Below are 21,935 nucleotides of genomic sequence, written 5' to 3'. Positions count from 1 at the left end.
GACTGGTTCCACCGCAGCAGCATGCCCGCTCCGTCGGGGGTCGTGGGTGGCGGCCAATCCCGTCGATGTGGATGCGCACTGGAGCCGAGTCAACGAAGGGCGGGTTCAGCGCCGCACGCAGGGTCAGTGCGCCGTGCTGGATGGTGCCGGGGAAGAAGCCGGCGAACCAGCGGTCGGCGTGGTCGGCCGGCAGCCGCCCCCGCGCGGGGGCTTGGGAGCTCGCAGTCGCTGGTAGAGCTCGCTGGTGGCGGTGCCCTCCATCGCGTCGGTGAAGGTGATCTCCGAGGCGATGAACTCGGGCCTGCACAGCACCCGGAGTCCACGGCGGCCAGGACGGTGCATCGCCGCGACGTCTGGCCGGGGAGCGTTCCGCCCGTTCTGCGTTCCCCTGTTGCACGGTGGCGGGCCGCCGTCCGGCGGTCAAGGGACGACGCAAGGGATGACGCCGGGGGCTCGCCGGTCCTTCTCCCGCGGCTTGGTACCGCACGTGTCCCGTCCGAGAGCGGATGTGGCATACCCGTCCCGGGGCGGGGAAGTCGTGGCAGGTCGATAATCCGACATAGCGGAGGGGCGTGGAGAAGCATGGAGTGCGCAGGCGGTGTGACTCAGCGCATGATTGCCGGCGGAGCAGGCCTGGTGACCGGTGTTCTCCTGGTGACCGGATGCGGGGGCGACGGAGGGGGCAAGGAGAGCCAGCAGGAGGGGAAGTCCGAGGCCTCCCGGCAGAGCCCTGCCAAGGCCGTACAGGCCACGAGCAAGAGGACCGCGGAGGCGAAGACCGCGAAGATCGACCTCACGGTCACCGCCTCGGGAAGCGAGAGCAAGACCGTACGCGGTGACGGCGTCATGAATCTGCGCGACGGCACGAGCCAGTTGGACATGGGAATCGGAGGGGAACACCTGCAACAGCGTGTCGTCGGTAGCACCCTGTATCAGGAGCTGCCCGAGAAGGCTGCCGCCCAACTCCCGGACGGCAAGACATGGTCGAAGATCGACCTGAAGAAGTTGCAGGCGAGTACTGGCGGGGAACAGACGGGTGTGCAGAATCCAGCGGATTCCCTCGCTTACTCCAAGTCCCTTTCCGAGAAAGACGTCAAGAAGCTCGGCACCGAGAAGGTGAACGGCACGAAGACCACCCACTATCGGGTGCAGCTCGACCTGTCGAAGCTCGCCAAGGGCGATGCGGCGCAGGAGAAGAAGCTTCGTCAGCAGCTCGGTGACGACGTACCGATCGAGCTCTGGATCGACGACGAGGGACGAACCCGCCGTCAGCAGGTCGAGGTGACCGTGAAACCGTCCAACGGCGCAGGGCCCGCCACACCGTCCAAGGTCAAGACCGTCGTCAACCTGTCGGACTTCGGCACCGAGGTGGATGTCGAGGCACCGCCGTCCGGCAAGACCGCTGACATGACCGACGAACTTTCCCAGGGCAGCGGCCGGCCCGCATGAGCGCCCCTCTTCGTCCGCGACGTGAGCGCGCCACCGGTTCGAGGAAGCGATCCGGTGTCCGTCCGGCCGGAGCGCCCTTCCGAGGAGGGGCCGCTGGCCTCGCCTCGCCCGGCTCGGAGCGGTTGCCGCGCGGTTGTGTGCGGCAGCCGCTCCTTCTCTTCGCGGCGATGTACTGACCTGCGCCAGGCGATCCGACTCGAAGAGATGCCCACACCGCTGGATCGACCGTCGCGGCAGCGGAGTCGACGCGGAGGCCGGGGGTGAGGCCTTCGGTATCGACGAGTTCTGCCGGCGCGTCGCGGAGCGGACCTCGTCGAGGACAAAGGACGCGGCGAAGCACACAGCGGCGGTCCTCTCCGCTCTCCCGCAGGCAGCGTCAGCGGGACAGGTGTGTCATGTCGTCACGCAACTGCCCGAGGACCTTGCCGCCCTTTCCACCCCTCAGAACGAGGCCGTTTCTCGATCGTGTCTCGCGCCGCGTCTCACTACCGCGTCGCGCCCGCGCGGTCGAGGGTCTGCTCGGCCAGGGCACGGGCGCGGGCCACCGGGTCGTCGACCAGCGCGAGACCGCGCAGCACCGTCGCGCCCTCGTGCAGCAGCATCAGCTCGTCGGCCAGCCTGCCGGGGTCGGCGGCACCCGCCTCGACGGCCAGCTCGTACAGGCAGCCGCGCAGCCACAGCTTCTGGTCGGTGATGATCCGGCGGCCCGGGTGCGCCGGATCGGGCAGCTCCGCCGCGGCGTTGACGAAGCCGCAGCCGCGCGGGTTGTGGCGCCGCGTCCACTCCGCGAGCGCGTCGAAGGTCGCCAGCAGCCTGGCCCGCGGCCCCGCGGCCGCCGCGTGCTCCTCCAGCCACCCCGTGAGCCAGGACCGCCAGCGCCGGTCGCGCTCGCGCAGATACGCGGCGATCAGCGCGTCCTTGCCGCCGAACCGGTCGTAGAGCGTCTTCTTGGTGGTCCCCGCCTCTTTCGCGATCAGATCGACGCCGACAGCCGTGATACCCCGCTCGTAGAAGAGCGTGCTCGCCGCTTCCAGCACCTTGCGGGCCCCCGGGGTCAGCTCCCCCGCCTCGGCCGTTCCCGTCCCCACTGCCCCTTGGCTCCCTTCCCGGATCGCACCGGTCCCGGCCGCTGTGCCGTCCCGTCCTGGGGTAAACCGTCCGGTCTACCGCTGACCCCACTGTACGCCCGCGCCGCCTCGCACCCGCGCCCGTATGGGAACGGACCCTCGGCAAAGGAACCGCAAAGCGGGGCCGGTCGTTACCTTCGGCATGACCGCAATGACTCCCGGCGCCAATCTTCCGCTGACCGCGCAGCGCGTGGCGGTGGACGTGACCGCACCCACGAAGCTCGACGTCTCGGCACTGCTGCTGAGCCCCCAGGGCAAGGTGCGTTCGGACGAGGACTTCGTCTTCTACAACCAGCCGACCGCGCCCGGCGTGACCCACAGCAGCGGCGCCGCCGACACCATCACGGTGGAGACCGGTGCCGTCCCCGCCGAGATCGACAAGGTCGTCGTCACCGCGAGCCTCGACGCGGGCGCCACCTTCGCGGGCACGGAGCCCACCGCCACGGTCCGCGACGCCGCGAGCGGCGCCGTGCTCGCCACCTTCACCCCGCCGCAGCTCGGCTCCGAGACGGCACTGCTGGTGGTCGAGCTCTACCGCAGGAACGAGGCCTGGAAGGTCCGCGCGGTCGGTCAGGGGTACGCGAACGGGCTGGGCGGCATCGCCACCGACTTCGGGGTGAACGTGGAGGAGCCCGCCGCCCCGCCCGCTCCCACCGCCCCGCCCGCGCCGACGGCCCCGCCTGCCGCGCCCGCCCCGTCCGCACCACCTGTTCCGCCCGCGCCCACGGCCCCCTCCGCGCCGGCGGCTCCCTCGGCTCCCGCCGCCGCCCCGGCAGGCGCGGCGGCCGGAGGGGGGAAGATCAATCTGGACAAGGGCCGGGTCAGCCTGCAGAAGAACCAGACGGTCTCCCTGGTCAAGGGGGGAGAGCCGCTGCGCACCTCGGTGCGCATGGGCCTCGGCTGGGAGCCCGTCTTCCGCGCGGGCAGGCGGGCCAAGGACATCGATCTGGACGCCTCGGTCATCGCCTACGACGCCAACCGCAAGAAGATCGACGCCTGCTACTTCGGCAAGCTCGCCATCCTCGGCGGTGTCATCCAGCACTCCGGCGACAACCTCACGGGCGAGGGCGCGGGTGACGACGAGGTGATCACCGTCCACCTCGGCGATCTGCCGCCCGAGGTGACCGGCCTGGTCTTCACGGTGAACTCCTTCTCCGGGCAGAAGTTCACCGAGGTCGCCAAGGCCTACTGCCGCCTTCTCGACGGTGCGGGCGGTGAGCTGGTCCGCTTCGACCTGACGCACTCCGAGCCCCGCACCGGGGTGCTGATGGCCAAGTTCGTCCGCCAGTTCTCGGGGGAGTGGGATATGACGGCGCTGGGCGAGTTCGTCGACTCGCGCACGGTGCGAGGCATGGTCAAACCGGGCGGTGCCGCGCTGTAGCCGCCGCCCGAAGGTGCTGCGGCGGGGCGTGGGGGGGCGTGGGGGGCTCCGGCGACCCGGAGCCCCGCCCCGCCCCCTGGCCCCGGGTTCTCGGCGGCTGCGGCACGGTGAGACCCGAGGGGCCCGCGCAGGGGGAGTCAGAAGTCGAAGACGGGGCCCGTCGCGCTGCGCATCGTGCAGGTGTTGGGGAACGTCTTCTTCCAGGCGACGCGCTCGCCGCGGTGCCTGCCCTCGGCCGAGACCGTCACCGGGTCGTACTCCATCGTGCACGGACCCGTGGCGTCCGGGAGCGCGTCGAGGTCGCCCCCGGCCCGGTCGAGCGCGGTGCACGCTTCGGCGGCCCTGGGGTGGCGGCCGTGCGGAGCGGGCTCGCAGAGGAGTCGGACTCCGCGGATCCAGGTGTCCTCGCTTCCCGAGACGGTCAGGAAGAGCCCCGGGCGGACGGTGGAGGCGGCGTCGGAGGGACGGGCCGTGGTCTGCGCGGTCGCGGTCTGCGTGCCGAGCAGGGGGAGGGCAGCGGCGGTGACGGCAACGGCGGCAACGGCGGCAAAGGGGTGCCGGGCAGGGATTCGAGTGCTCACACCCCCACAACGAGACGGGGCCACGCGAGGGTGCGGGTCAACTCCGCCTCGTTCACACTCAGTTGCAGGGTCTTGGGGGCGCGCCTGGAGCGCGGCCCGCACGTGAAAGACCCGCGGGTGACAGACCTGGCCGCGCGGGACGTGGCGGGACTGACGGACCTGGCGGCGCGGGCGGATAAAGCGAGGGCTCCCCGCGCGCGGGCCCCGCGGACGGGGACGGCACGCGGGGAGCCGCGCTCAGGACTGGGGCCGACGGCCGTGGTTGGCCGCGTTGTTACGGCGGGCCTTCTTCTTGCGCCGACGCTTGGACGACATGGCGCCTCCTTTCCGCGGAACGGTTGGTTTCCTCCGCGTTTCTACCACTTCCTCCGCCTCCTGTCAGAGGCCGGTCCCCGGCACCCGGACACCGGCGGGACGTCGGCGTCCGGTGAGCCGGTCCGCCCGAGGAGTCAACGGCGTTCGCGGGAGTGGCCGAAGAGGAGACGGTAGACGATCAGCAGGACGAGGGAGCCGGCGATGGCGGCCACCCACAGGCTCGGGTCCACCACGTTGTTGGCCACGGGCCGGTCCAGGAACGTCGCGGAGAGCCAGCCGCCGATGAAGGCGCCCGCGATGCCGATCAGCACCGTCCCCACGACACCGCCCGGATCGCGGCCCGGCAGCAGGATCTTGGCGATCGTTCCGGCGACGAGCCCCAGGACGATCCAGCTCACCACGCCCGAGTGCAGCAGATCGGACAGTGCGTCCGAGAGGGCGTTCGACTCCGAGTCGCCCCCGTCGGCGAGCAGGGTCCAGGGGCTGAGCGGCGTGGCGGGCATGGAAGGGCCTCCCCGAGGTTGATCGTTGCGGCCCCATCATGCCCTGTCCCCGCCGAAGGAGAGCCCGCCCCCTCGGCACCGTTGTCGCACGGGTGGCGTCTTCCCCCGCCGCGCGAGTGCCGTCTGCACACGGGCGTCGCTGTCGCCCAGGCCTCGCGTCAGGCGCCGGCCCGCCGTTCACCGCAGTGCGGCCTTCATCATCTTCTTCGCGATCGGGGCCGCCAAGCCGTTGCCGCTGACCTCGGCGCGGGCGGCGTCCGAGTCCTCGACCACGACCGCCACCGCGACCTTCTTGCCGCTGTCGGTCGTGGCATAGGAGGTGAACCAGGCGTACGGGGTGCCGCTGTTGTCGACGCCGTGCTGCGCCGTTCCCGTCTTGCCGCCGACCGTCACGCCGTCGATCTGGGCGTTGCTGCCCGTGCCCTTGTCGACCACCGTCTGCATGGCCGACCGGAGCTGGGCGGCGGAGTCCTGGCTCATCACCCGGTGCGAGTCCGGGTCCTCGTACGACTGGAGCGTGTGGCCCGAGGCGTCCTGCACCTGGGAGACCATGTGCGGGTCGACCAGCTCACCGCCGTGCGCGATGGCCTGCGAGACCATCGCCATCTGGAGCGGCGTCGCGGTGACCTCGAACTGGCCGATGCCCGTCAGACCCGTCTGCGCGTCGTCCATCTTTTCGGGGTAGTTGGAGGTGGCCGCGCGGACGGGCACGTCCTGCTTCTCGTCGTTGAAACCGAACTTCTCGGCCTGCGCGCGGACCTTCTTCTCCCCGAGGTCGGTCGCCAGCTTCGCGAAGACGTTGTTGCACGAGTAGCGCAGCGCCGTCCGCAAGGTGGCGTCCTCGCAGGGCGCCGCCCGGTTCTCGTTGTGCAGGACCGTCGAGGTGCCCTTGAGGGTGTACGGGTCGGGGCTGTCGGTGCGCTGGTCGACGGAGGAGTACAGCCCGTCCTCCAGCGCCGCGGCCGCCACCACCAGCTTGAACGTGGACCCGGGCGGCACGGCCTGGCGCAGCGCCCGGTTCAGCGTGGGCTTGTCGTCGTTCTTGTCGTTGCCGCTGCGCGCGGTCAGTTTCTGCCACGCCGCGTCGTCGTCCTCGCCGCTGCCGCTGAAGCTCGACGGGTCGTAGGAGGGGGTGCTGGCGACGCCGAGGAGCTTGCCGGTGTCGGGGTCGACGGCGACGGCGGCACCCTTCTTGTCGCCCAGCGCCTCGACGCCGGCGCGCTGCACCTCGGGGTCGATGGTGGTGAGCACGTTGCCCGGCTCCGCCTGCTCGCCGGTCAGCATGTCCAGGGGGCCCTTGAGGCGGTCGTCCGTGCCGTTGAGCACGTCCTGGTAGATGCCCTCCAGCTGGGTGGCCCCGCGCACCTGCGAGGAGAAGCCGGTGACGGGCGCGTATGCGGGGCCGTCGGTGTAGGTGCGCTTGTAGTGCAGGTCACCGCCGCCCTCCGCGCGTGTGGAGCCGGTCACGGGCTTGCCGCCCACGATGATGTCCCCGAACGGCTGTGCGTACTCCTCGATGGTGTTCCGCCGGTTCTGGTCGTCGTCCGCGAGCGCTTCCCCGTTCACCATCTGCACCCAGGTCACCCGCAGCAGCAGGGCCATCACCAGGAGCAGTGTGACGGTGGCCGCACGCCTGATTGTCCTGTTCATCCCGTGCGAGAACGCGTGCGCCGGGGCTCCGGGTTCCTGCGAACAGCTCTTCTCAGGACATTCTCATCTCGTCGTCTCGTCGGGGCCCGCGCGAGGGCGCAGCCGCACGGAAGACGTGCGCAGAGCGGGGCCCGCCCCGTGCCAGGCGCCCCGTGCCAGGCTGACGCGTGCTCGATCACAGAGCGATCCGGGTCCGGGACGCCGCGGCCAGTGACGGCGACAACGCCGAGGCACTCGGCCCCCAGCCGTAGGACGCGTCCTGTCTCGTTCAGGCGGGCCGGCCGCGCGTGCGCAGATTGGCGGTGGAGGCGGCGGCGGTGGCCACGTCGCGGGGGTAGGTGCGCAGGGAGAGGGCTCCGATGAGGGCGGCGGCCAGCAGGGGAACCAGCGAGAGGAAGAGGGTGTACTCCAGGGCGTGCCCGCCCGTGAAGACGTGGTCGGCGAGGTAGCCGAGCAGGGTGGGGGCCATGGCCTCGCTCAGCGTACGCAGCACGGTGCGGGCGCCCTCGGCCGTGCCCCACAGCATGTGCGGCATGATGTCCAGCCGCGCGGCGTCCAGCGGCGGGTTCACCGCGCCGAGGAACGCCGTGCCGCACAGCAGCAGCGGCAGCGCCACCGCCAGCGACGTGGTGTGCAGGGCGGGCGCCACCAGCAGCGGCACGGCCAGCAGGCACACGGTGGGTACCAGAACGCGCGCCTCGACCCGTCCGCGCTCCAGCAGCCGGTCGGCGGCCCGCCCGCCGAGCAGCACCCCGCACACGCCGCCCGCGCCGACCACCAGGACGAGGGAGCTGGCCACCGACGTGCTCACCCCGTACTGGTCGGTGGTGAAGACGGTCGCGAAGGCGCGGAGCCCGGAGAAGAAGAAGTAGCCGAGCGCCGAGGCGACGATCAGCACGAGGTTGGTGGGGATCCGCAGCACGTACACCAGGGCCCGCCACGGCGGCAGGGAGCGCGGGTCGGTGTGGAGCACGAACCGTGCGTCGGGCTCCGCGCCGACCCGCGCCCGCGTCCGCCCGGCCTGCTCGCCCTGCTCGCCCTGCTCGCTCCCTCCGCCCTGTCCGTCGGCTTCCGCGCCGGCACCGGAGCCCGTGCCGGCGCGCGCGTCGTTGTCCGCGCCCCCGGGTTCGGAGGGGCCCTCCTCCGGGGACCTGAGGTCCTTCTGCCGGCCGCGCGGCGGCTCGGGGAGCCGGACCAGGGCCCACACGAGGGCCGCCGTGGGCAGCGTGAGCCACCAGAAGGCGTACCGCCATCCCAGTGCGCTGCCGACCACTCCGGAGACGGCGAAGCCCAGCGCGGTGCCCAGGAGTTCCCCGCCGACCACGAACCCGAGCATCCTGGCGCGCTGCCGGGCCGGGAAGTAGTCGCCGACCAGCGAGTTGACGGCGGGCCCCGAGCTGGCGGTGACCGCGCCGAGGACCGCGCGGGAGACCAGCAGCCACAGGTAGGACATGGCCGCGCCTGCCATGATCATCGCCAGCCCCCACAGCGTCGCGGTGAGGGCCAGCAGCCGGGTGCGGCTCACCCGGTCGGTCAGCAGGCCGAAGGGCACCGTGAACGCGGCACCGACGAAGGCGACCACGGACACCAGCAGTCCGATCGCCGCGTAGCCGATACCGAAGGCGTCACCCAGCGGGCCCGCCATCGCCGAGACCGTGCCCTTGTCCGCGCCGTCCAGCGCGAGCACCGACGCCATCGTCAGCACGGTACGCGCCGCGGCTCGGTCGCCGAAAAGGCGTTCCGTCCGCCGGCGAAGACCGCGGGGGGTGAAAGGCACGTTCCTTCCTATGTCACCGAAGGGGTCTCACCGAAACGGCGCGCCGTCGCATACCGGCGCGCCGTCGCGTACCGGCGGGCGGCGTGGCTGGCGGTTGGCCCGGCCTTTTCGTTGGGATAATGACGGGCCGTTGATGGAGGTGCGGGCGTGTTCGGGCGGTGGCCGACCTGGAAACAGCGTGTCGAGCAGTCCCTTGGCGGACGTCTGTGGCAGCACGGCACCGATTTCGAGCTGATGCGCAGGGCGATGGCGTTCGGCATGCTCGGCTTCGTCTCGATGGTGCCCCTGCTGATCGTGGTGGCGGCACTGGACCCCGTCCACCACGCCGGGTTCGAGCAGTGGATCGTCAACGGAATGGGCCTGGACAATCCGACGGCGGCCCACGCCGTGCACCGCCTCTTCTCCGCCCCGCAACAGGTCATCAGTACCACCAGCGTCCTCAGTGCGGTACTGCTGGGTGTTTTCGGCCTGAGTTTCGCGGCCAGCGTGCAGAGCAGTTACGAATTGATCTGGGCGCTGCCGCCGGGACGCTGGCACAAATTGTGGCGGCAGGTCGTGTGGCTCGCGGCGATCACCGCTTTTCTCTTCGCCGAGGTGGAAAGCGAAGCGGTGCTACGGCAGGGCACGGCCCAGGTCGCCGTACGGGTTTTCCTGACCGTTCTTTTCGGGGTGCTGTTCTTCTGGTGGGGGCAGTATCTGCTGCTGGGCAGCCGGATCCGGTGGGCCGCGCTCTTTCCGGGCGCGCTGGCCACCATGGTGGGGCTGGGGGGACTGCGGGTGTTCTCCTCCCTCGTCTTCTCGCCGCTCATCGTCAGCAGCACGAAGACGAACGGTCCGGCCGGCACCCTGCTCATCGTGCAGTCCTGGCTGATCGGGGTGGGGTTCGTGGTCCTCGGCGGGCCGCTCGCCGGCCACAACTTCCACGTGTGGCGCGTCCACCACCGCAGGCGGGTGGCCGCGGCGCGGGAGGAGAGCGGGTGACGCCTGCCGGGCCAAGGGCACACCGCCGCGCCGCCACGGCGACCGGCCGCGTCCAGTCGCCATCGGCCACCGTCAGCCAGGCTCGTCCGACAGGTCCTCGTGCGGGGTGACGACCCCGTGTTCGTACGCCAGGATCACCGCCTGGGTGCGGTCACGGGCGCCCAGCTTCGCCAGAACGGCGGCGACGTGCGTCTTGGCCGTCGCCGGGCCGACGGTGAAGTGCTCCGCGATCTCCCCGTTCGTCAGCCCTGCGGCCATCAGCCGCAGTACCGCCGTCTCCCGGTCGGTCAGCCGGGCAGTGAGCGCCTCCGCGCGGCGGCCTCGCGCGTGGTGGGCCGCCAGTGCGCGTACCGCGGCCGGGAAGAGCAGCGAGTCGCCCCTGGCCACCGTGCGCACGCCCCTCACCAGTTCCTCAGCCGTCGCGCGCTTGAGCAGGAAGCCGTGGGCGCCCGCGCGCAGCGCGTCGTAGACGTACGCGTCGTTCTCGAAGGTCGTCAGCACCAGGACGCGCGGTGCGCCCTCGCCGGCGTCCGTCAGGCGTTCGGTGGCGCGGATGCCGTCGACGCGCGGCATCCGCACGTCCATCAGCACGACGTCGGGGCGCAGCGCGCGGACGGTACCGATGGCCTCGTCGCCGTCCGCCGCCTCGCCCACCACCTCGATCCCCGGCTCGCTCGCCAGAATGGCGCGCAGCGCCGTGCGGACGAGACGCTCGTCGTCCACGAGGACCACCCGCAGGGGCGGGCCCGTCATGAGGTGACCTCCTGAGTCCGTGGAGTCAGCGGCAGCCGGGCCGTCAGCCGCCACGTTCCCGCCTCGTCGCGCGCGTCCGCCGTACCGCCCAGCAGCGCCGCGCGCTCGGCGATCCCGGCGAGTCCGCGCCCGCCGCCACGGCGCGACGGGCGCGCGGGGCGCTCGGCGTGCACCTGGTTCGTCAGGGTGAGAGCCAACACGGCACCACGAGGGGTGTGTCGCGTGGCCACGCGGAGGCGTACGGCGGTGCCCGGCGCGTGCCGCAGCGCGTTGTTCAGCCCCTCTTGCACCACACGGAACGCCTCGGCCGAGACCCGCGAGTCCAGCAGGGCGAGAGGGCCCACGGCCGCGTCGACCGACAGGTCGACCACCGTGCCGGTGGCGCGGGTGCGGGCCAGCAGCCCGTCCAAAGAGGAGGCGAGCGTGGGACCGCCCGCCTCGCCGCGCTGCCCGCCGAGACGGCCGTCCCGCAGGACGCCCAGCACGGTGTCGAGATCCGCGACGGCCCCCCGGCTGGTCTCCTCGATCGCGGCCAGCGCCTCCCGGACGAACACCGGGTCCGCCTCCAGCACCCGGCGTGCGGCGCCCGCCTGGAGCGCCACGGTGCTCAGCGCGTGGCCGACGGAGTCGTGCAGGTCGCGGGCCAGCCGATTGCGGGCCGCGAGAGCGGCGGCGCGGGCCTCGGCGGCGGCCAGCCGGTCGGCCGGGGTCGGCCCCAGCAGCGGAGGCGCACAGCGCGCCAGCATGGCGCCCGCGCCGTACACCACGGCCACAAGAGCGGCCAGCAGTGCCGCGCCGGCGGCCGGAGCCGTCCACAGCGCGTCGCCCGCGTGGTGCCAGGGCCACATCCACCGCTTGCCACGCAGCGCGGGCACGAACGGGAAGGCCAGCAGGACGGCGGCCATGGGCGGCACGGCCAGCGAAGCGCCGCTCACCAGCGCGCCGACACCCGCGTGCAGGGTGAACCACACGGCCGAGCGGCGCCGTGCCGCCCACGAGCCGGCCGGGCCCTGGGCCAGCGCGGCGGCGGGCACGCCGCACAGGGCGCGGGCCGCGGCCGACTCCAGCGTGCGTACGAGGGGGAGCAGTCCGGCGAGCGCGACCAGCGGCAGCGACAGCGCGTACGCCAGGAACTGCGGGGCGAGCTGCGCCCCCAGCACCCTGCCCGCGGACGGCCTGACGACGCCCATCCCGACCACCGTCAGCAGGAAGAAGGGCATCAGCAGCGCGCCGCCCTGCAACAGGTGCACCCAGCGCAACCCCAGCCTGTGCACCGCACCCCGGACCCGCGGCCTCGCACCCGTTACGGGCCTCGTCGCTCCCATGTACCGCGCCACCTCCGCCCCCTGCACGCCTGTCGCCCGCTTGCCCGTCGCACCGTCACACGCGGGCCGGTGAGGGCGACGACGCGTGGGTCCGGTGGCGGACCACCCGTGCCATCACGGCCGCCAGGGCCAGCCCCGCCAGTGTCTGGCAAGCGTAGGACAGCTCCACCACGCCGTCCGCACGCTGGCCCACGTGACGTCCCGCGCCGGACAGCGCGCCGACGAGCAGCCAGCCGCCCCAGCACGCCAGCACGGCGGAGCCGATCCACGCCGCGGTCAGCGTCGGCCACAGTCGGGCCCGTGAACCGCGCGCTCCGCTGCCCGAGCGGAGCAGCACCCCCACCGCCGCGACGGCGACCACGGCGTACAGCGCGAAGGTGGCGTCGGTGATCCGGTTCCCGCCGTCGTCCCCGACCGCGTCGCGCGCGTGCACCACCGTGGCCGGGACCGCCAGCAGCACGGCGGCGGTGAAGGCGTAGCGGGACGTCCGGTCCGCCGGGTGCGGACGCGGCCGGCCGGGCCGGAGCGGGGAGCGCAGCAGCGCGCCCCAGCGCTCGCGCACGTACAGCGCGAACAGGGTGCCCAGGCCGAGGGCCTGCACGGTGAAGCCGGTGTAGACCAGGGTCCACACCCAGTCGGCCAGGACCTTGTGGGGGCCGGCGTCGCCGTGTCCGTCCGCTCCTCCCGTCAGCGCGCTGTGGACGGCCTGGAGGGGGAAGGCCACCGCGATCGGTCCGAGGAGCCCGCCGGCGCACCACAGGGGGAGGGCGAGCAGCCCGCCGGGGAGCCTGCGGCCCCAGGGGCGGGTGAGGGCGAGGGCCAGCAGGATCACCGTGCAGTCCATGGCGACGGTCAGCGCGTTGAGTACCCACAGCGTGGCGCCGCCGTCGAGCAGGAGGCTGCCGCGGGGGATGCCGGTGCGCCCGCCGGTCAGCCAGATCACCTTGAGTGTCAGGTACGGCAGGCACGCGGCGACGGTCAGCGCGACGAGGACGGTTCTGGCTCGCTTCATGCCCTTCACCGTCCCCGGCCCGCGCCCGGGGAACGTCCTGCTGGACGACGAACCGGCTCCGCCGCACGGCGGAGCCGCCCCTCCTCCCCGTGGGCCGCCGGCGCGCGGGGAGGAGCCGTGCACAGCGCGCGGACGGGGCCATCAGAGCGAGCGGAGCCGTCACAGCGTGCCGACGGCGGCTTTCAGAGCGTGCGGGCGGCGTGCATCAGTCGGTCCCGCGCGTCGAACAGCGCGTTTTTTATCGTCTGTTCGTGCGCCGGTGTCAGCCGGGCCACCGGAACGGAGCAGCTGATCGCGTCGCGGGCGGGGGAGCGGTAGGGGACGGCGATACCGAAGCAGCGCAGGCCCAGAGTGTTCTCCTCCCGGTCGATCGCGTAGCCCTGTTCGCGCACCAGCCGCAGCTCCTCCAGCAGTTCCTCGGGGTCGGTGAGGGTGTTGTCGGTGACGCGCGCCAGGCGTGCGGGCAGCAGTGTGCGTACCTCCGCGTCCGTGTGGGTGGCCAGCAGCGCCTTGCCGAGCGAGGTGGAGTGCGCGGGGAGCCGCCGTCCGGCCCGGGAGAAGGGGCGCAGATGGTGCTGTGAGGCCCTGGTGGCGAGGTAGACGACGTCGGTGCCGTCCAGCCGTGCCAGGTGGATGGTCTCGGTGGTCTGCGCGGCGAGCCTGTCGAGGGTGGGTTTCGCGGCCGCCACCACCTCGTCGCCGTCCAGGTAGGAGGTGCCCACGAGAAGGGCGCGGACGCCGATCCCGTAGCGGGTGCCCGTCGCGTCGGCCTCCACCCAGCCGAGGTCGACGAGCGTGCGCAGCAGCATGTAGAGGCTCGACTTGGGGTAGCCGAGTGCCTCCTGGAGGCCGGCGAGCGTGTGCATGCCCGGCCGGCCCGCGAAGAACTCCAGCAGTTGCACCGTCCGCACGGCTGACTTGACCTGCGAGCTCCCTGCCTCGGTGGCGGACATCGACCTTGACCCCTTAGTTCAGGCGGACCTACAGTCCCGAAGGGAATTCACCTACAGGGACGTTGTTCAGAATACCGAACAAGGTGGCCTGTCAGAGCGCGGATCCGCGGGACCGGTCCGGCGGAACGGGCGACAGCACGGACGCATCCGCGGAACGCGAAGGGACACAGGTGGCCGCAGTGGCAGGAGCAGTACCGGTCTGGAGCGTCGACCCCCGCACCGGGGACCAGCGGGAGCACGTCGCGGACGAGGCCACGGCGGCCGACGTCGACGCCGCCGTGCGGGCGGCACGCGACGCACTGCCCTCGCTCGCCGACCGCAGCGCGCGGGCGGCCTTCCTGCGGACCGCGGCCGCCCACCTGGAGGCCGACGGCGAGCGCATCGTGGCGACCGCCGACGCCGAGAGCGCGCTCGGCGCGCCCCGGCTCACCGGCGAACTCGCCCGCACCACGGGCCAGCTGCGCGCCTTCGCCGACGAGGTCGAGGACGGCGATCACCTCGGCGTCATCATCGACCACGCCGACCCCTCGCGCACCCCGCCGCAGCCCGACCTGCGCCGCTACAAGCTGCCGCTGGGCGTCGTCGCCGTCTACGCCGCCTCCAACTTCCCGCTCGCCTTCTCCGTGCCCGGAGGCGACACCGCGAGCGCTCTCGCGGCCGGCTGCCCCGTCGTCGTCAAGGCGCACCCCGACCACCCCGCGACCTCTCAGCTGTGCGCCGCCGCGCTGCGGTCGGCCGCGGCCGAGGCCGGACTCGCGCCGGACGTCGTCTCGGTGGTGCACGGATTCGACGCCGGCGTCGAACTGGTACGCCATCCGTTGGTCTCCGCCGCCGGGTTCACCGGATCGGTACGCGGCGGACGCGCCCTCTTCGACGCCGCGGCTGCCCGGCCCGAGCCCATCCCCTTCCACGGCGAACTCGGCTCACTCAACCCCGTCGTCCTCACGCCCGCCGCCGTCGCCGAACGCGCCGAACAGCTCGGCCAGGGTCTCGGCGGCTCCGTGACGCTGGGCACCGGACAGTTCTGCGTCAAGCCCGGACTCGTCCTCGTCCCCGAAGGACCAGACGGCGACCGGACGCTCGACGCGCTCGCCGTGACGCTGCGCGACACCGCGCCCGGACACCTGCTCGACGCACGGATGCGGGACGCCTTCCTCGACGGCGTCCGCACACGGGCGGCGCTCGCCAAGGTGCAGGCCCCGGTCGAGGCCGGAGCGGGCGAGGAGGAGACGGGACGCACCGTGCGGCCCGGCGTGCTCACCCTCGCCGCACGCGACCTGGACGAGGAACACGCACTGCTGTGGGAGGAGTGCTTCGGGCCCGTGACCGTCGCCGTGCGCTACGGCGACGAAGCGGACATCGAGGCCGTGCTCGCCCGGGTGACCGGGTCGCTGACCGCCACCCTCCACCTCGGCACCGAGGAGGCCGCGCGGGAGGGGGGCACCGCCGCCGCCCTGCTCGCCCGGCTCACCGCCCTCGCGGGGCGGGTGGTCGTGAACGGGTGGCCCACCGGGGTGGCCGTCGCGCCCGCCCAGCACCACGGAGGGCCCTACCCGGCCACGACCTCGACCTCCACCTCCGTGGGTGCCACCGCCATCGAACGCTGGCTGCGGCCGGTCGCCTACCAGGACACCCCCGAAGCGCTGCTGCCCCCGGAACTGCGGGACGGGAACCCGCTGGGACTTCCGCGCCGCGTGGACGGCACCCGGGAGACGTGAGGCAGCGGGCGGACCGGGAAGCCGGGGAGGCAACCCGGTGGACCCGGCATCCGTGCCCGGCGAGACTGGGCGGATGGATGAAGCCCTGCTTGCCGCCGAGTTCGCGCCCGAGGTCTGCTACCTCAACACCGCCTCCCACGGTCTGCTCCCCGCCCGCACGGTAGCGGCCGTCACCCAAGCCGCCACGCAGATGGCTACGGGCCACATCGACCAGCCCGCGTACTACGCCGAGGCGGACGCGGCGCGCGCGGCGTTCGCGCGCCTCGTGGGCACGGCGCCGGACCGCGTGGCGGCGGGCAGCGCGGTCTCCACACACGTCGGACTGATAGCGGCCTCGCTCCCTCCCGGCGCGCGGGTCCTCGCGCCCGAGAACGAGTTCTCCTCGGTCGTGAACCCCTTCACCGTCCGCGAGGACGTCCACCTGCGTACCGTTCCGCTCGAAGCGCTGGCCGACGCGGTGGACGACACGACGACGCTGGTGGCGTTGAGCGCGGTGCAGTCGGTCGACGGGAGAATCGCCGATCTGCCGGCGGTCAGGGAGGCCGCGCGCGCCGCCGGTGCCCGCGTGATGCTGGACGTGACGCAGGCGGCGGGCTGGCTGCCGCTGTCGGCCGACGACTACGACTACGTGGTGTGCGGCGCCTACAAGTGGCTGCTCTGCCCGCGGGGCACCTCGTTCCTGGTCGTCTCACGCCAGGCGCAGGAGGCGGGGGCGCTGCGGCCGCTGCACGCCGGGTGGGTCGCGGGGGCCTCGCCGTGGGACGACTGCTACGGGCCCATCGCCCGGCTCGCGCCGCACGCACGGGCGTACGAACAGCCGGTGCCGTTCCTGAGTTACGTGGGGGCCGCGCGGTCGCTGGCGCTGATCGAGGAGCTGGGCGGGCCCGAGGCCATCGGCGCGCATGACCGGGCGCTCGCGGCGCGGTTCCGCGCGGAGGTCGCCGAGTTGGACGGCGGGTACGCACCGGTGCCGGGGGACTCGGCGGTCGTCGCGGTGCCCGGGCTCGGCCATGCCGCGGAGCGGCTGGCGGCCGAGGGGGTGTCACTCTCGGTCCGTGAGGGCAATCTGCGCGCGGGTTTCCACCTGTACAACACCGAGGAGGATGTGGACCGGCTGCTGCGGCTGCTGCGGCTGCTGAAGGGCTGAGGGCGGCCCGGCGCACGCGCAACGGCCGAGGGTGGCTTCCGTGCGGCTGAGCGCGGTCCCGGCACACCGGTCAAGGGCCGGGGTGCGGTCCGTGCGAGGGCTCGTGGCGAGGGGGCGGGACCGTGCACTGCCCCGCCCCGACGTCAGCGGGCCGCCTGCCGGGTCACTTCACGGGCGTGAAGTCCCGGGCCCCGATGAACTCGGGGCGGCGGACGGGCGCGGCGAAGGGCTCCACCGCCTCGTTCTCGACGCTGTTGAAGACGATGAACACGTTGCTCCGCGGGTACGGAGTGATGTTGTCACCGCTGCCGTGCATGCAGTTGCAGTCGAACCAGGTCGCCGAGCCGGCCTTGCCGGTGAACAGTTTGATGCCGTGTGCGTCGGCGAACTTGGTCAGGGACTCGTCGGACGGTGTGCCCGCGTCCTGCATCTGCAGCGACTTCTTGTAGTTGTCCTTCGGCGTTTCGCCCGCGCAGCCGAGGAAGGTCTTGTGCGACCCCGGCATGATCATCAGGCCGCCGTTCGTGTCGTAGTTCTCCGTCAGCGCGATCGAGACCGACACGGTCCGCATGTTGGGCAGACCGTCCTCCGCGTGCCAGGTCTCGAAGTCGGAGTGCCAGTAGAAGCCCGTGGCGCCGAAGCCCGGCTTGACGTTGATCCGGGACTGGTGGACGTAGACGTCCGAGCCCAGGATCTGCCGTGCCCTGCCCACGATGCGCGGGTCCCGCACGAGCCGTGCGAAGACCTCGCTGATCTTGTGCACCTCGAACACGGTCCGGATCTCCGAGGACTGCGGCTCGACGATCGAGCGTTCGTCCGCGCGGATCTCCGAATCCGAGGTGAGCCGTTCCAGTTCCGCGCGCAGCGTCTCCACCTCGTCGGAGGTGATGAGCTGATCGATGGCGAGGAACCCGTCCCGCTCGAAGCCCGCCAGGTCCGTGGCCTCGATCGGCCCCGGAGTACCCGGTTCGGACCACACGACGGGGTCCATCCGCGGAGTGGCCACCTCGGTGGCTCCACGGGTCGGGTACAGGTCGGCGGTGCGCTCGGGTGCGGTGGTCATGGTTGTGCCTTCCTCTCCTCTCGTACGGCCCTGTTCACATGGCGAAACGGTCCGGACGGCCTCCCCGTGGTGCAGGGAGGCCGTCCGGCCGACGTGGACCGGTGAAAACGGTCCCCTTTCGCGGCGGGAGCCAGTCGCTCAGCTCTCGTCCGGCTCGGTGAGCAGCGGGTAGACGCCGTTCTCGTCGTGGTCCTCACGGCCGGTGACCGGCGGGTTGAAGACGCACACGCAGCGGAAGTCGGTCTTCGGGCGCATCGTGTGCTTCTCGTGCCCGTTGAGCAGGTACATCGTGCCGGGAGAGATCCAGTGCTTCTCGCCGGTCTCCTCGTTGGTCAGTTCCGCCTCGCCCTCGACGCAGAGCACGGCCTCGATGTGGTTGGCGTACCACATCGTCGTCTCCGTCCCCGCGTAGAGGATCGTCTCGTGCAGGGAGAAGCCCACCTTTTCCTTCGCCAGGACGATGCGCTTGCTCTCCCAAGTGCCCGACTGTGACTTGATGTGACGGTCGGTGTTCTCGATGTCCTTGAATGAACGGACTATCACGTCTGATGGTGCCTTTCTCTGTGTGTATCACGGAAGAGGCCCGTCCCGGTTGTGCCGGGACGGGCCGCGTCCAGGGGGTCAGGCCGTTTCGCGTACGGCTCGCGCGAGGATGCGCAGCCCCTCGTCCAGTTCCTCGGGGGTGATGGTCAGTGAGGGCAGCAGCTTGACGACCTCGCTCTGCGGGCCCGAGGTCTCGATGAGCAGCCCCAGCTCGAAGGCGCGCTTGGCCACGGCGTTCGCCCGGCTCTTGTTGTGGAACTCCAGGCCCCACACCAGGCCGCGGCCGCGGTGGTCGGCCACGCCGGAGACGGGGTCGGCGTGTTCCTCGGCGATGGCCTTGAGCGCCGCCTCGACCTGCTCACCGCGCGAGAGCGTCTGCTTCTCCATCTGGCCGTCGGCCCAGTAGGTCTGCAGCGCGGCGGTCGCGGTGACGAAGGCGGGGTTGTTGCCGCGGAAGGTGCCGTTGTGCTCGCCCGGCTCCCACACGTCCAGCTCCGGCTTGAAGAGAGTGAGCGCCAGCGGCATCCCGTAGCCGCCGATGGACTTCGACAGCGTGATGATGTCCGGCTTGATGCCCGCCTCCTCGAACGAGAAGAACGCGCCGGTGCGGCCGCAGCCCATCTGGATGTCGTCGACGATCAGCAGCATGTCGTGGCGCTCGCACAGTTCGGAGAGCGCCTTGAGCCACTCGGCGCGGGCGACGTTGATGCCGCCCTCGCCCTGTACGGTCTCCACGATCACGGCGGCCGGCTTGTTCAGTCCCGAGCCCTGGTCCTCCAGCAGCCGCTCGAACCAGACGAAGTCCTCGGTGGTGCCGTTGAGGTAGTCGTCGAACGGCATCGGCGTGCCGTGCACCAGCGGGATACCGGCGCCCGCGCGCTTGAACGCGTTGCCGGTCACGGCGAGCGAGCCGAGCGACATGCCGTGGAAGGCGTTGGTGAACGAGACGATCGACTCGCGGCCCTTGACCTTGCGGGCCAGCTTCAGCGCCGCTTCCACGGCGTTGGTGCCGGTCGGACCCGGGAACATCACCTTGTGGTCGAGGCCGCGCGGCTGGAGGATCACCTCCTGGAACGTCTCCAGGAAGGAGCGCTTGGCCGAGGTGGACATGTCCAGCCCGTGCACGACGCCGTCGCGCTCCAGGTAGTCCAGGAGGGCCCGTTTGAGGACCGGGTTGTTGTGGCCGTAGTTGAGGGTGCCCGCTCCGGCGAAGAAGTCGAGGTAGGTGTGGCCGTCCTCGTCGTACATGTGCGCGCCCTGCGCCCGGTCGAAGATGGTCGGCCAGCCACGGCAGTAGCTGCGCACCTCCGACTCCACGGTTTCGAAGACGCTGAGGTCCGGCTGGGTGATGGTCACAGCTTGCTCCTGGGGAGTGAGTCGCGGGGGAAAGAAAGTCTGTTGGTGAGGGCGGACCGGCGACGGGCCTACCCGCCCTGGCCTGGCCGTATACGTCAGCGCTTCGATGCGCCGGGAAACGCGACCGGACCGATCCGGTAGCCCACCTCGGGCTCGTGACCGTCCTCGGGGAAGAGGGCGGCGTCGAACAGCACGTCCTTGGCGACCGCTGCCGAGTGGCGCTGCGCGTAGGAGGTGAACAGCCGGTTGGAGGGGGTGTTGTCGGGGGTGACCGTGGTCTCGATGCTGTCGATGCCGCACTCCTCGGCGGCACGGAGTGTCAGTCCGTCCAGCATCGCGGCGGCGAGCCCGCGGCCGCGGGCTGCCTCGTCGACGGCCACCTGCCAGATCAGCAGGGTGCGCGGCGCCTCGGGCCGGACGTAGCCGGTGATGAAGCCGACCGGTTCACCCGCTCCGTCGCGGGCGACGACCGAGGTGGCGGCGAAGTCGCGGCACCACAGCAGGTAGCTGTAGGAGGAGTTGAGATCGAGGGTCTTCGAGTCGCGGGCGATGCGCCAGATCGCGGCTCCGTCGTCCACACGCGGTGTGTCGAGCTTCAGTCCCTCCGGCATTTCCAGAAAGTCTCTGTGGGCACGTGCATGGTCTGCTTGTGCGGCGGTCATGCGAATTCAATTTACCGAGCAGAATCCGAAAGTGCACGGGGGTCAGGGGTTACACGGCGGAGGTGGTCCGTGTTATCGCGCGCGGGCGGGCGGGCGCGCTGCCGCGCCGCTCACTGCCCCTTTTTGCCCCTTCATGTCGGGATATAGCAGCCGACCTGTGGAGTACGTCACAGTGCGATAACAGTAGGGAGAGTGGCCCGGAATACGCGCTTCGGCGCTAGCGAAATCTTTGCGTTTGAGACCGGGGAAAGCGGGCAGAAGAAGATGGGAACCTGTACGGGAAAAGACGCCGGTATTGCATCGTAAACCGGGGAGCAAGCGCCTGTCTGCGTTTTCCGCGATGATGCTCCGCGTTCCCTTCCCGTCTTCTCCCCGCCCCTTGCGCCCCCTTGCCTCGCCTTCCGTTCCCGATGAGCCGCGCCCGCCCCGCGGGGGAATCCGCACCGGACGGGCCGCCCTGGGCACCCTGGACACCGGCGTACCGGCCACTCGTACAGTGCCGCCATGAGCGAGCGCGCGAGTCTGCACATCAAGGGGCGGGTACTGGTCGGGCCCGAGGACGTACGGGAACAGATGTGGGTGGTGGACGGGCGTCTCACCTACGAACGGCCACCGGTGGCCCCCGGTGCCACCGAGCCGGCCACCCTGAACGGCTGGGTACTGCCCGGGCTCGTGGACGCCCACTGCCACGTCGGGCTCGACGCGCACGGCCCCGTGGACGACTCCACCAGCGAGAAGCAGGCGCTCACCGACCGCGAGGCCGGCGCGCTGCTGCTCCGCGACGCCGGCTCGCCCTCCGACACCCGCTGGATCGACCACCGCGACGACCTGCCCCGCATCATCCGCGCCGGGCGCCACATCGCCCGCACCCGCCGCTACATCCGCAACTACGCGCACGAGATCGAACCCGGCGACCTGGCCGCCTACGTACGCCGCGAGGCCCGGCGCGGGGACGGCTGGGTCAAGATCGTCGGCGACTGGATCGACAGGGAAGAGGGCGACCTCGCCGCCTGCTGGCCGCGCTGGGCCATCGAGGAGGCCATCGAAGCGGCCCACCAGGAAGGCGCCCGCGTCACCGCACACTGCTTCGCCGAGGACTCGCTGCGTGACCTGGTGGAGGCGGGCATCGACTGCGTCGAGCACGCCACCGGGCTCACCGAGGAGACCGTCCCGCTCTTCGCCGAGCGCGGCGTCGCCATCGTGCCCACCCTCGTCAACATCGCCACCTTCCCCGCTCTCGCCGACGGCGGCCAGAGCAAGTTCCCCCGCTGGTCGGCCCACATGCGTCAGCTGCACGCCCGCCGCTACGAGACCGTGCGTGCCGCCTGGGACGCCGGCATCCCCGTCTTCACCGGCACCGACGCGGGCGGCTCACTCGCCCACGGGCTCGTCGGCCAGGAGGTCGCCGAACTCGTCAGGGCCGGTATCCCCGCCCGCGACGCGCTGGCGGCCGCCACCTGGACGGCCCGCGACTGGCTGGGCAGGCCCGGGCTGACCGAGGGCGCCCCCGCCGACTTCGTCGTCTACGACACCGACCCGCGCGCGGACGTCCGCGTACTGGACACGCCGCGCCATGTGGTGCTCAGAGGCCGGGTGGTGCGCTGAGGCACACCCCCGCGAGAGTGCCGTACTGACAAGC

Annotated in this window: 20 protein-coding genes and 1 pseudogene; 7 read left to right on the top strand and 14 right to left on the bottom strand. The window is 71.9% G+C overall.

Annotated features, from left to right (window positions below):
* Positions 1 to 582: 582 nt before the first annotated feature.
* Both MMF93_RS07395 and MMF93_RS33655 read left to right on the top strand, forming a co-directional pair.
* Complete coding sequence (locus MMF93_RS07395; protein WP_479685621.1) at positions 583 to 1,449, top strand: SCO4651 family lipoprotein; 867 nt, start codon at positions 583 to 585, stop codon at positions 1,447 to 1,449.
* A 133-nt stretch (positions 1,450 to 1,582) separates the two neighbouring features.
* Positions 1,583 to 1,870 (top strand): annotated as a pseudogene (locus MMF93_RS33655) (DUF2267 domain-containing protein); the annotation flags it as partial.
* Between the two features lie 64 nt (positions 1,871 to 1,934).
* On the opposite strand, the gene MMF93_RS07390 reads toward MMF93_RS33655, so the two are convergent.
* A complete protein-coding gene (locus MMF93_RS07390) occupies positions 1,935 to 2,537 on the bottom strand; it encodes a TetR/AcrR family transcriptional regulator (protein ID WP_242750267.1) in 603 nt (200 codons plus the stop codon).
* Between the two features lie 190 nt (positions 2,538 to 2,727).
* Here MMF93_RS07390 and MMF93_RS07385 point away from each other — a divergent pair, with 190 nt between their 5' ends.
* The gene (locus MMF93_RS07385; RefSeq protein WP_242757340.1) at positions 2,728 to 3,957 is read left to right on the top strand and encodes a TerD family protein; all 1,230 of its coding nucleotides are present in this window, start codon (positions 2,728 to 2,730) and stop codon (positions 3,955 to 3,957) included.
* Between the two features lie 137 nt (positions 3,958 to 4,094).
* On the opposite strand, the gene MMF93_RS07380 is transcribed toward MMF93_RS07385, so the two are convergent.
* The 5 genes from MMF93_RS07380 to MMF93_RS07365 all read right to left on the bottom strand — a co-directional run bounded on the left by MMF93_RS07380 (position 4,095) and on the right by MMF93_RS07365 (position 8,702).
* The gene (locus MMF93_RS07380) at positions 4,095 to 4,538 is read right to left on the bottom strand and encodes an SSI family serine proteinase inhibitor (protein WP_242750265.1); all 444 of its coding nucleotides are present in this window, start codon (positions 4,536 to 4,538) and stop codon (positions 4,095 to 4,097) included.
* Positions 4,539 to 4,775: 237 nt separating this feature from the next.
* The gene (locus MMF93_RS33795) at positions 4,776 to 4,853 is read right to left on the bottom strand and encodes a hypothetical protein (RefSeq protein WP_469818005.1); all 78 of its coding nucleotides are present in this window, start codon (positions 4,851 to 4,853) and stop codon (positions 4,776 to 4,778) included.
* A gap of 134 nt (positions 4,854 to 4,987) precedes the next feature.
* Positions 4,988 to 5,266 carry a GlsB/YeaQ/YmgE family stress response membrane protein gene (locus MMF93_RS07375; RefSeq protein ID WP_423835580.1) on the bottom strand — a complete coding sequence of 93 codons (279 nt, stop codon included), beginning with the start codon at positions 5,264 to 5,266 and terminating at the stop codon, positions 4,988 to 4,990.
* 267 nt (positions 5,267 to 5,533) lie between these two features.
* A complete protein-coding gene (locus MMF93_RS07370) occupies positions 5,534 to 7,006 on the bottom strand; it encodes a penicillin-binding transpeptidase domain-containing protein (RefSeq protein WP_242750262.1) in 1,473 nt (490 codons plus the stop codon).
* 268 nt (positions 7,007 to 7,274) lie between these two features.
* Positions 7,275 to 8,702: an MFS transporter gene (locus tag MMF93_RS07365; protein ID WP_242750261.1), complete on the bottom strand. Its 1,428-nt coding sequence runs from the start codon at positions 8,700 to 8,702 to the stop codon at positions 7,275 to 7,277.
* A 228-nt stretch (positions 8,703 to 8,930) separates the two neighbouring features.
* On the opposite strand from MMF93_RS07365, the gene MMF93_RS07360 reads away from it, so the two are divergent.
* Positions 8,931 to 9,764, top strand: a complete 834-nt coding sequence (locus MMF93_RS07360) for a YihY/virulence factor BrkB family protein (protein WP_242750260.1) — start codon at positions 8,931 to 8,933, stop codon at positions 9,762 to 9,764.
* Positions 9,765 to 9,836: 72 nt separating this feature from the next.
* Here the strand turns inward: MMF93_RS07360 and MMF93_RS07355 are convergent, their stop codons facing one another.
* From MMF93_RS07355 to MMF93_RS07340, 4 genes are all read right to left on the bottom strand, one after another.
* On the bottom strand, positions 9,837 to 10,517 hold the full coding sequence (locus MMF93_RS07355; protein ID WP_242750259.1) for a response regulator transcription factor: 681 nt from the start codon (positions 10,515 to 10,517) through the stop codon (positions 9,837 to 9,839).
* Positions 10,514 to 11,842 (bottom strand): sensor histidine kinase, encoded by a 1,329-nt coding sequence (locus MMF93_RS07350; RefSeq protein WP_242750258.1) that lies wholly within the window; start codon positions 11,840 to 11,842, stop codon positions 10,514 to 10,516. Before MMF93_RS07350 ends, MMF93_RS07355 begins: the two co-directional genes overlap by 4 nt.
* A 55-nt stretch (positions 11,843 to 11,897) precedes the next feature.
* Positions 11,898 to 12,854 (bottom strand): hypothetical protein, encoded by a 957-nt coding sequence (locus MMF93_RS07345; protein ID WP_242750257.1) that lies wholly within the window; start codon positions 12,852 to 12,854, stop codon positions 11,898 to 11,900.
* Positions 12,855 to 13,036: 182 nt separating this feature from the next.
* A complete protein-coding gene (locus tag MMF93_RS07340; protein ID WP_242750256.1) occupies positions 13,037 to 13,807 on the bottom strand; it encodes an IclR family transcriptional regulator in 771 nt (256 codons plus the stop codon).
* Positions 13,808 to 13,986: 179 nt separating this feature from the next.
* On the opposite strand from MMF93_RS07340, the gene MMF93_RS07335 reads away from it, so the two are divergent.
* Both MMF93_RS07335 and MMF93_RS07330 read left to right on the top strand, forming a co-directional pair.
* Positions 13,987 to 15,525: an aldehyde dehydrogenase (NADP(+)) gene (locus MMF93_RS07335; RefSeq protein ID WP_242750255.1), complete on the top strand. Its 1,539-nt coding sequence runs from the start codon at positions 13,987 to 13,989 to the stop codon at positions 15,523 to 15,525.
* A gap of 73 nt (positions 15,526 to 15,598) precedes the next feature.
* Complete coding sequence (locus MMF93_RS07330; RefSeq protein WP_242750254.1) at positions 15,599 to 16,672, top strand: aminotransferase class V-fold PLP-dependent enzyme; 1,074 nt, start codon at positions 15,599 to 15,601, stop codon at positions 16,670 to 16,672.
* Positions 16,673 to 16,835: 163 nt separating this feature from the next.
* On the opposite strand, the gene thpD is transcribed toward MMF93_RS07330, so the two are convergent.
* The 4 genes from thpD to ectA all read right to left on the bottom strand — a co-directional run bounded on the left by thpD (position 16,836) and on the right by ectA (position 20,245).
* The gene (thpD, locus tag MMF93_RS07325) at positions 16,836 to 17,735 is read right to left on the bottom strand and encodes an ectoine hydroxylase (RefSeq protein WP_242750253.1); all 900 of its coding nucleotides are present in this window, start codon (positions 17,733 to 17,735) and stop codon (positions 16,836 to 16,838) included.
* 138 nt (positions 17,736 to 17,873) lie between these two features.
* Positions 17,874 to 18,278 carry an ectoine synthase gene (locus tag MMF93_RS07320; protein WP_114020846.1) on the bottom strand — a complete coding sequence of 135 codons (405 nt, stop codon included), beginning with the start codon at positions 18,276 to 18,278 and terminating at the stop codon, positions 17,874 to 17,876.
* Between the two features lie 78 nt (positions 18,279 to 18,356).
* A complete protein-coding gene (gene ectB / locus MMF93_RS07315) occupies positions 18,357 to 19,634 on the bottom strand; it encodes a diaminobutyrate--2-oxoglutarate transaminase (RefSeq protein ID WP_242750252.1) in 1,278 nt (425 codons plus the stop codon).
* Between the two features lie 95 nt (positions 19,635 to 19,729).
* Positions 19,730 to 20,245, bottom strand: coding sequence for a diaminobutyrate acetyltransferase (ectA, locus tag MMF93_RS07310; protein ID WP_114016985.1), 516 nt, complete (start codon positions 20,243 to 20,245; stop codon positions 19,730 to 19,732).
* A 555-nt stretch (positions 20,246 to 20,800) separates the two neighbouring features.
* Here ectA and MMF93_RS07305 point away from each other — a divergent pair.
* On the top strand, positions 20,801 to 21,901 hold the full coding sequence (locus MMF93_RS07305; RefSeq protein ID WP_242750251.1) for an amidohydrolase family protein: 1,101 nt from the start codon (positions 20,801 to 20,803) through the stop codon (positions 21,899 to 21,901).
* Positions 21,902 to 21,935 lie beyond the last annotated feature (34 nt).

This window comes from Streptomyces tubbatahanensis (assembly GCF_022699385.1).
GTDB lineage: Bacteria > Actinomycetota > Actinomycetes > Streptomycetales > Streptomycetaceae > Streptomyces > Streptomyces diacarni.
Note: the sequence above shows the minus strand (reverse complement) of the source record. Positions and strands in the feature narration are given on the sequence as shown.

What these genes read in the sequence shown, in the direction of transcription:
- MMF93_RS07330 (WP_242750254.1), top strand. Translation starts at nt 15,599, where the DNA reads ATGGATGAAGCCCTGCTTGCCGCCGAGTTCGCGCCCGAGGTCTGCTAC.
- MMF93_RS07340 (WP_242750256.1), bottom strand. Translation starts at nt 13,807, where the DNA reads ATGTCCGCCACCGAGGCAGGGAGCTCGCAGGTCAAGTCAGCCGTGCGG.
- MMF93_RS07305 (WP_242750251.1), top strand. Translation starts at nt 20,801, where the DNA reads ATGAGCGAGCGCGCGAGTCTGCACATCAAGGGGCGGGTACTGGTCGGG.
- MMF93_RS07350 (WP_242750258.1), bottom strand. Translation starts at nt 11,842, where the DNA reads ATGGGAGCGACGAGGCCCGTAACGGGTGCGAGGCCGCGGGTCCGGGGT.
- MMF93_RS07385 (WP_242757340.1), top strand. Translation starts at nt 2,728, where the DNA reads ATGACTCCCGGCGCCAATCTTCCGCTGACCGCGCAGCGCGTGGCGGTG.
- MMF93_RS07370 (WP_242750262.1), bottom strand. Translation starts at nt 7,006, where the DNA reads ATGAACAGGACAATCAGGCGTGCGGCCACCGTCACACTGCTCCTGGTG.
- ectA (WP_114016985.1), bottom strand. Translation starts at nt 20,245, where the DNA reads ATGCCGGAGGGACTGAAGCTCGACACACCGCGTGTGGACGACGGAGCC.
- MMF93_RS33795 (WP_469818005.1), bottom strand. Translation starts at nt 4,853, where the DNA reads ATGTCGTCCAAGCGTCGGCGCAAGAAGAAGGCCCGCCGTAACAACGCG.
- MMF93_RS07365 (WP_242750261.1), bottom strand. Translation starts at nt 8,702, where the DNA reads ATGGCGTCGGTGCTCGCGCTGGACGGCGCGGACAAGGGCACGGTCTCG.
- MMF93_RS07345 (WP_242750257.1), bottom strand. Translation starts at nt 12,854, where the DNA reads ATGAAGCGAGCCAGAACCGTCCTCGTCGCGCTGACCGTCGCCGCGTGC.
- MMF93_RS07355 (WP_242750259.1), bottom strand. Translation starts at nt 10,517, where the DNA reads ATGACGGGCCCGCCCCTGCGGGTGGTCCTCGTGGACGACGAGCGTCTC.
- MMF93_RS07395 (WP_479685621.1), top strand. Translation starts at nt 583, where the DNA reads ATGGAGTGCGCAGGCGGTGTGACTCAGCGCATGATTGCCGGCGGAGCA.
- thpD (WP_242750253.1), bottom strand. Translation starts at nt 17,735, where the DNA reads ATGACCACCGCACCCGAGCGCACCGCCGACCTGTACCCGACCCGTGGA.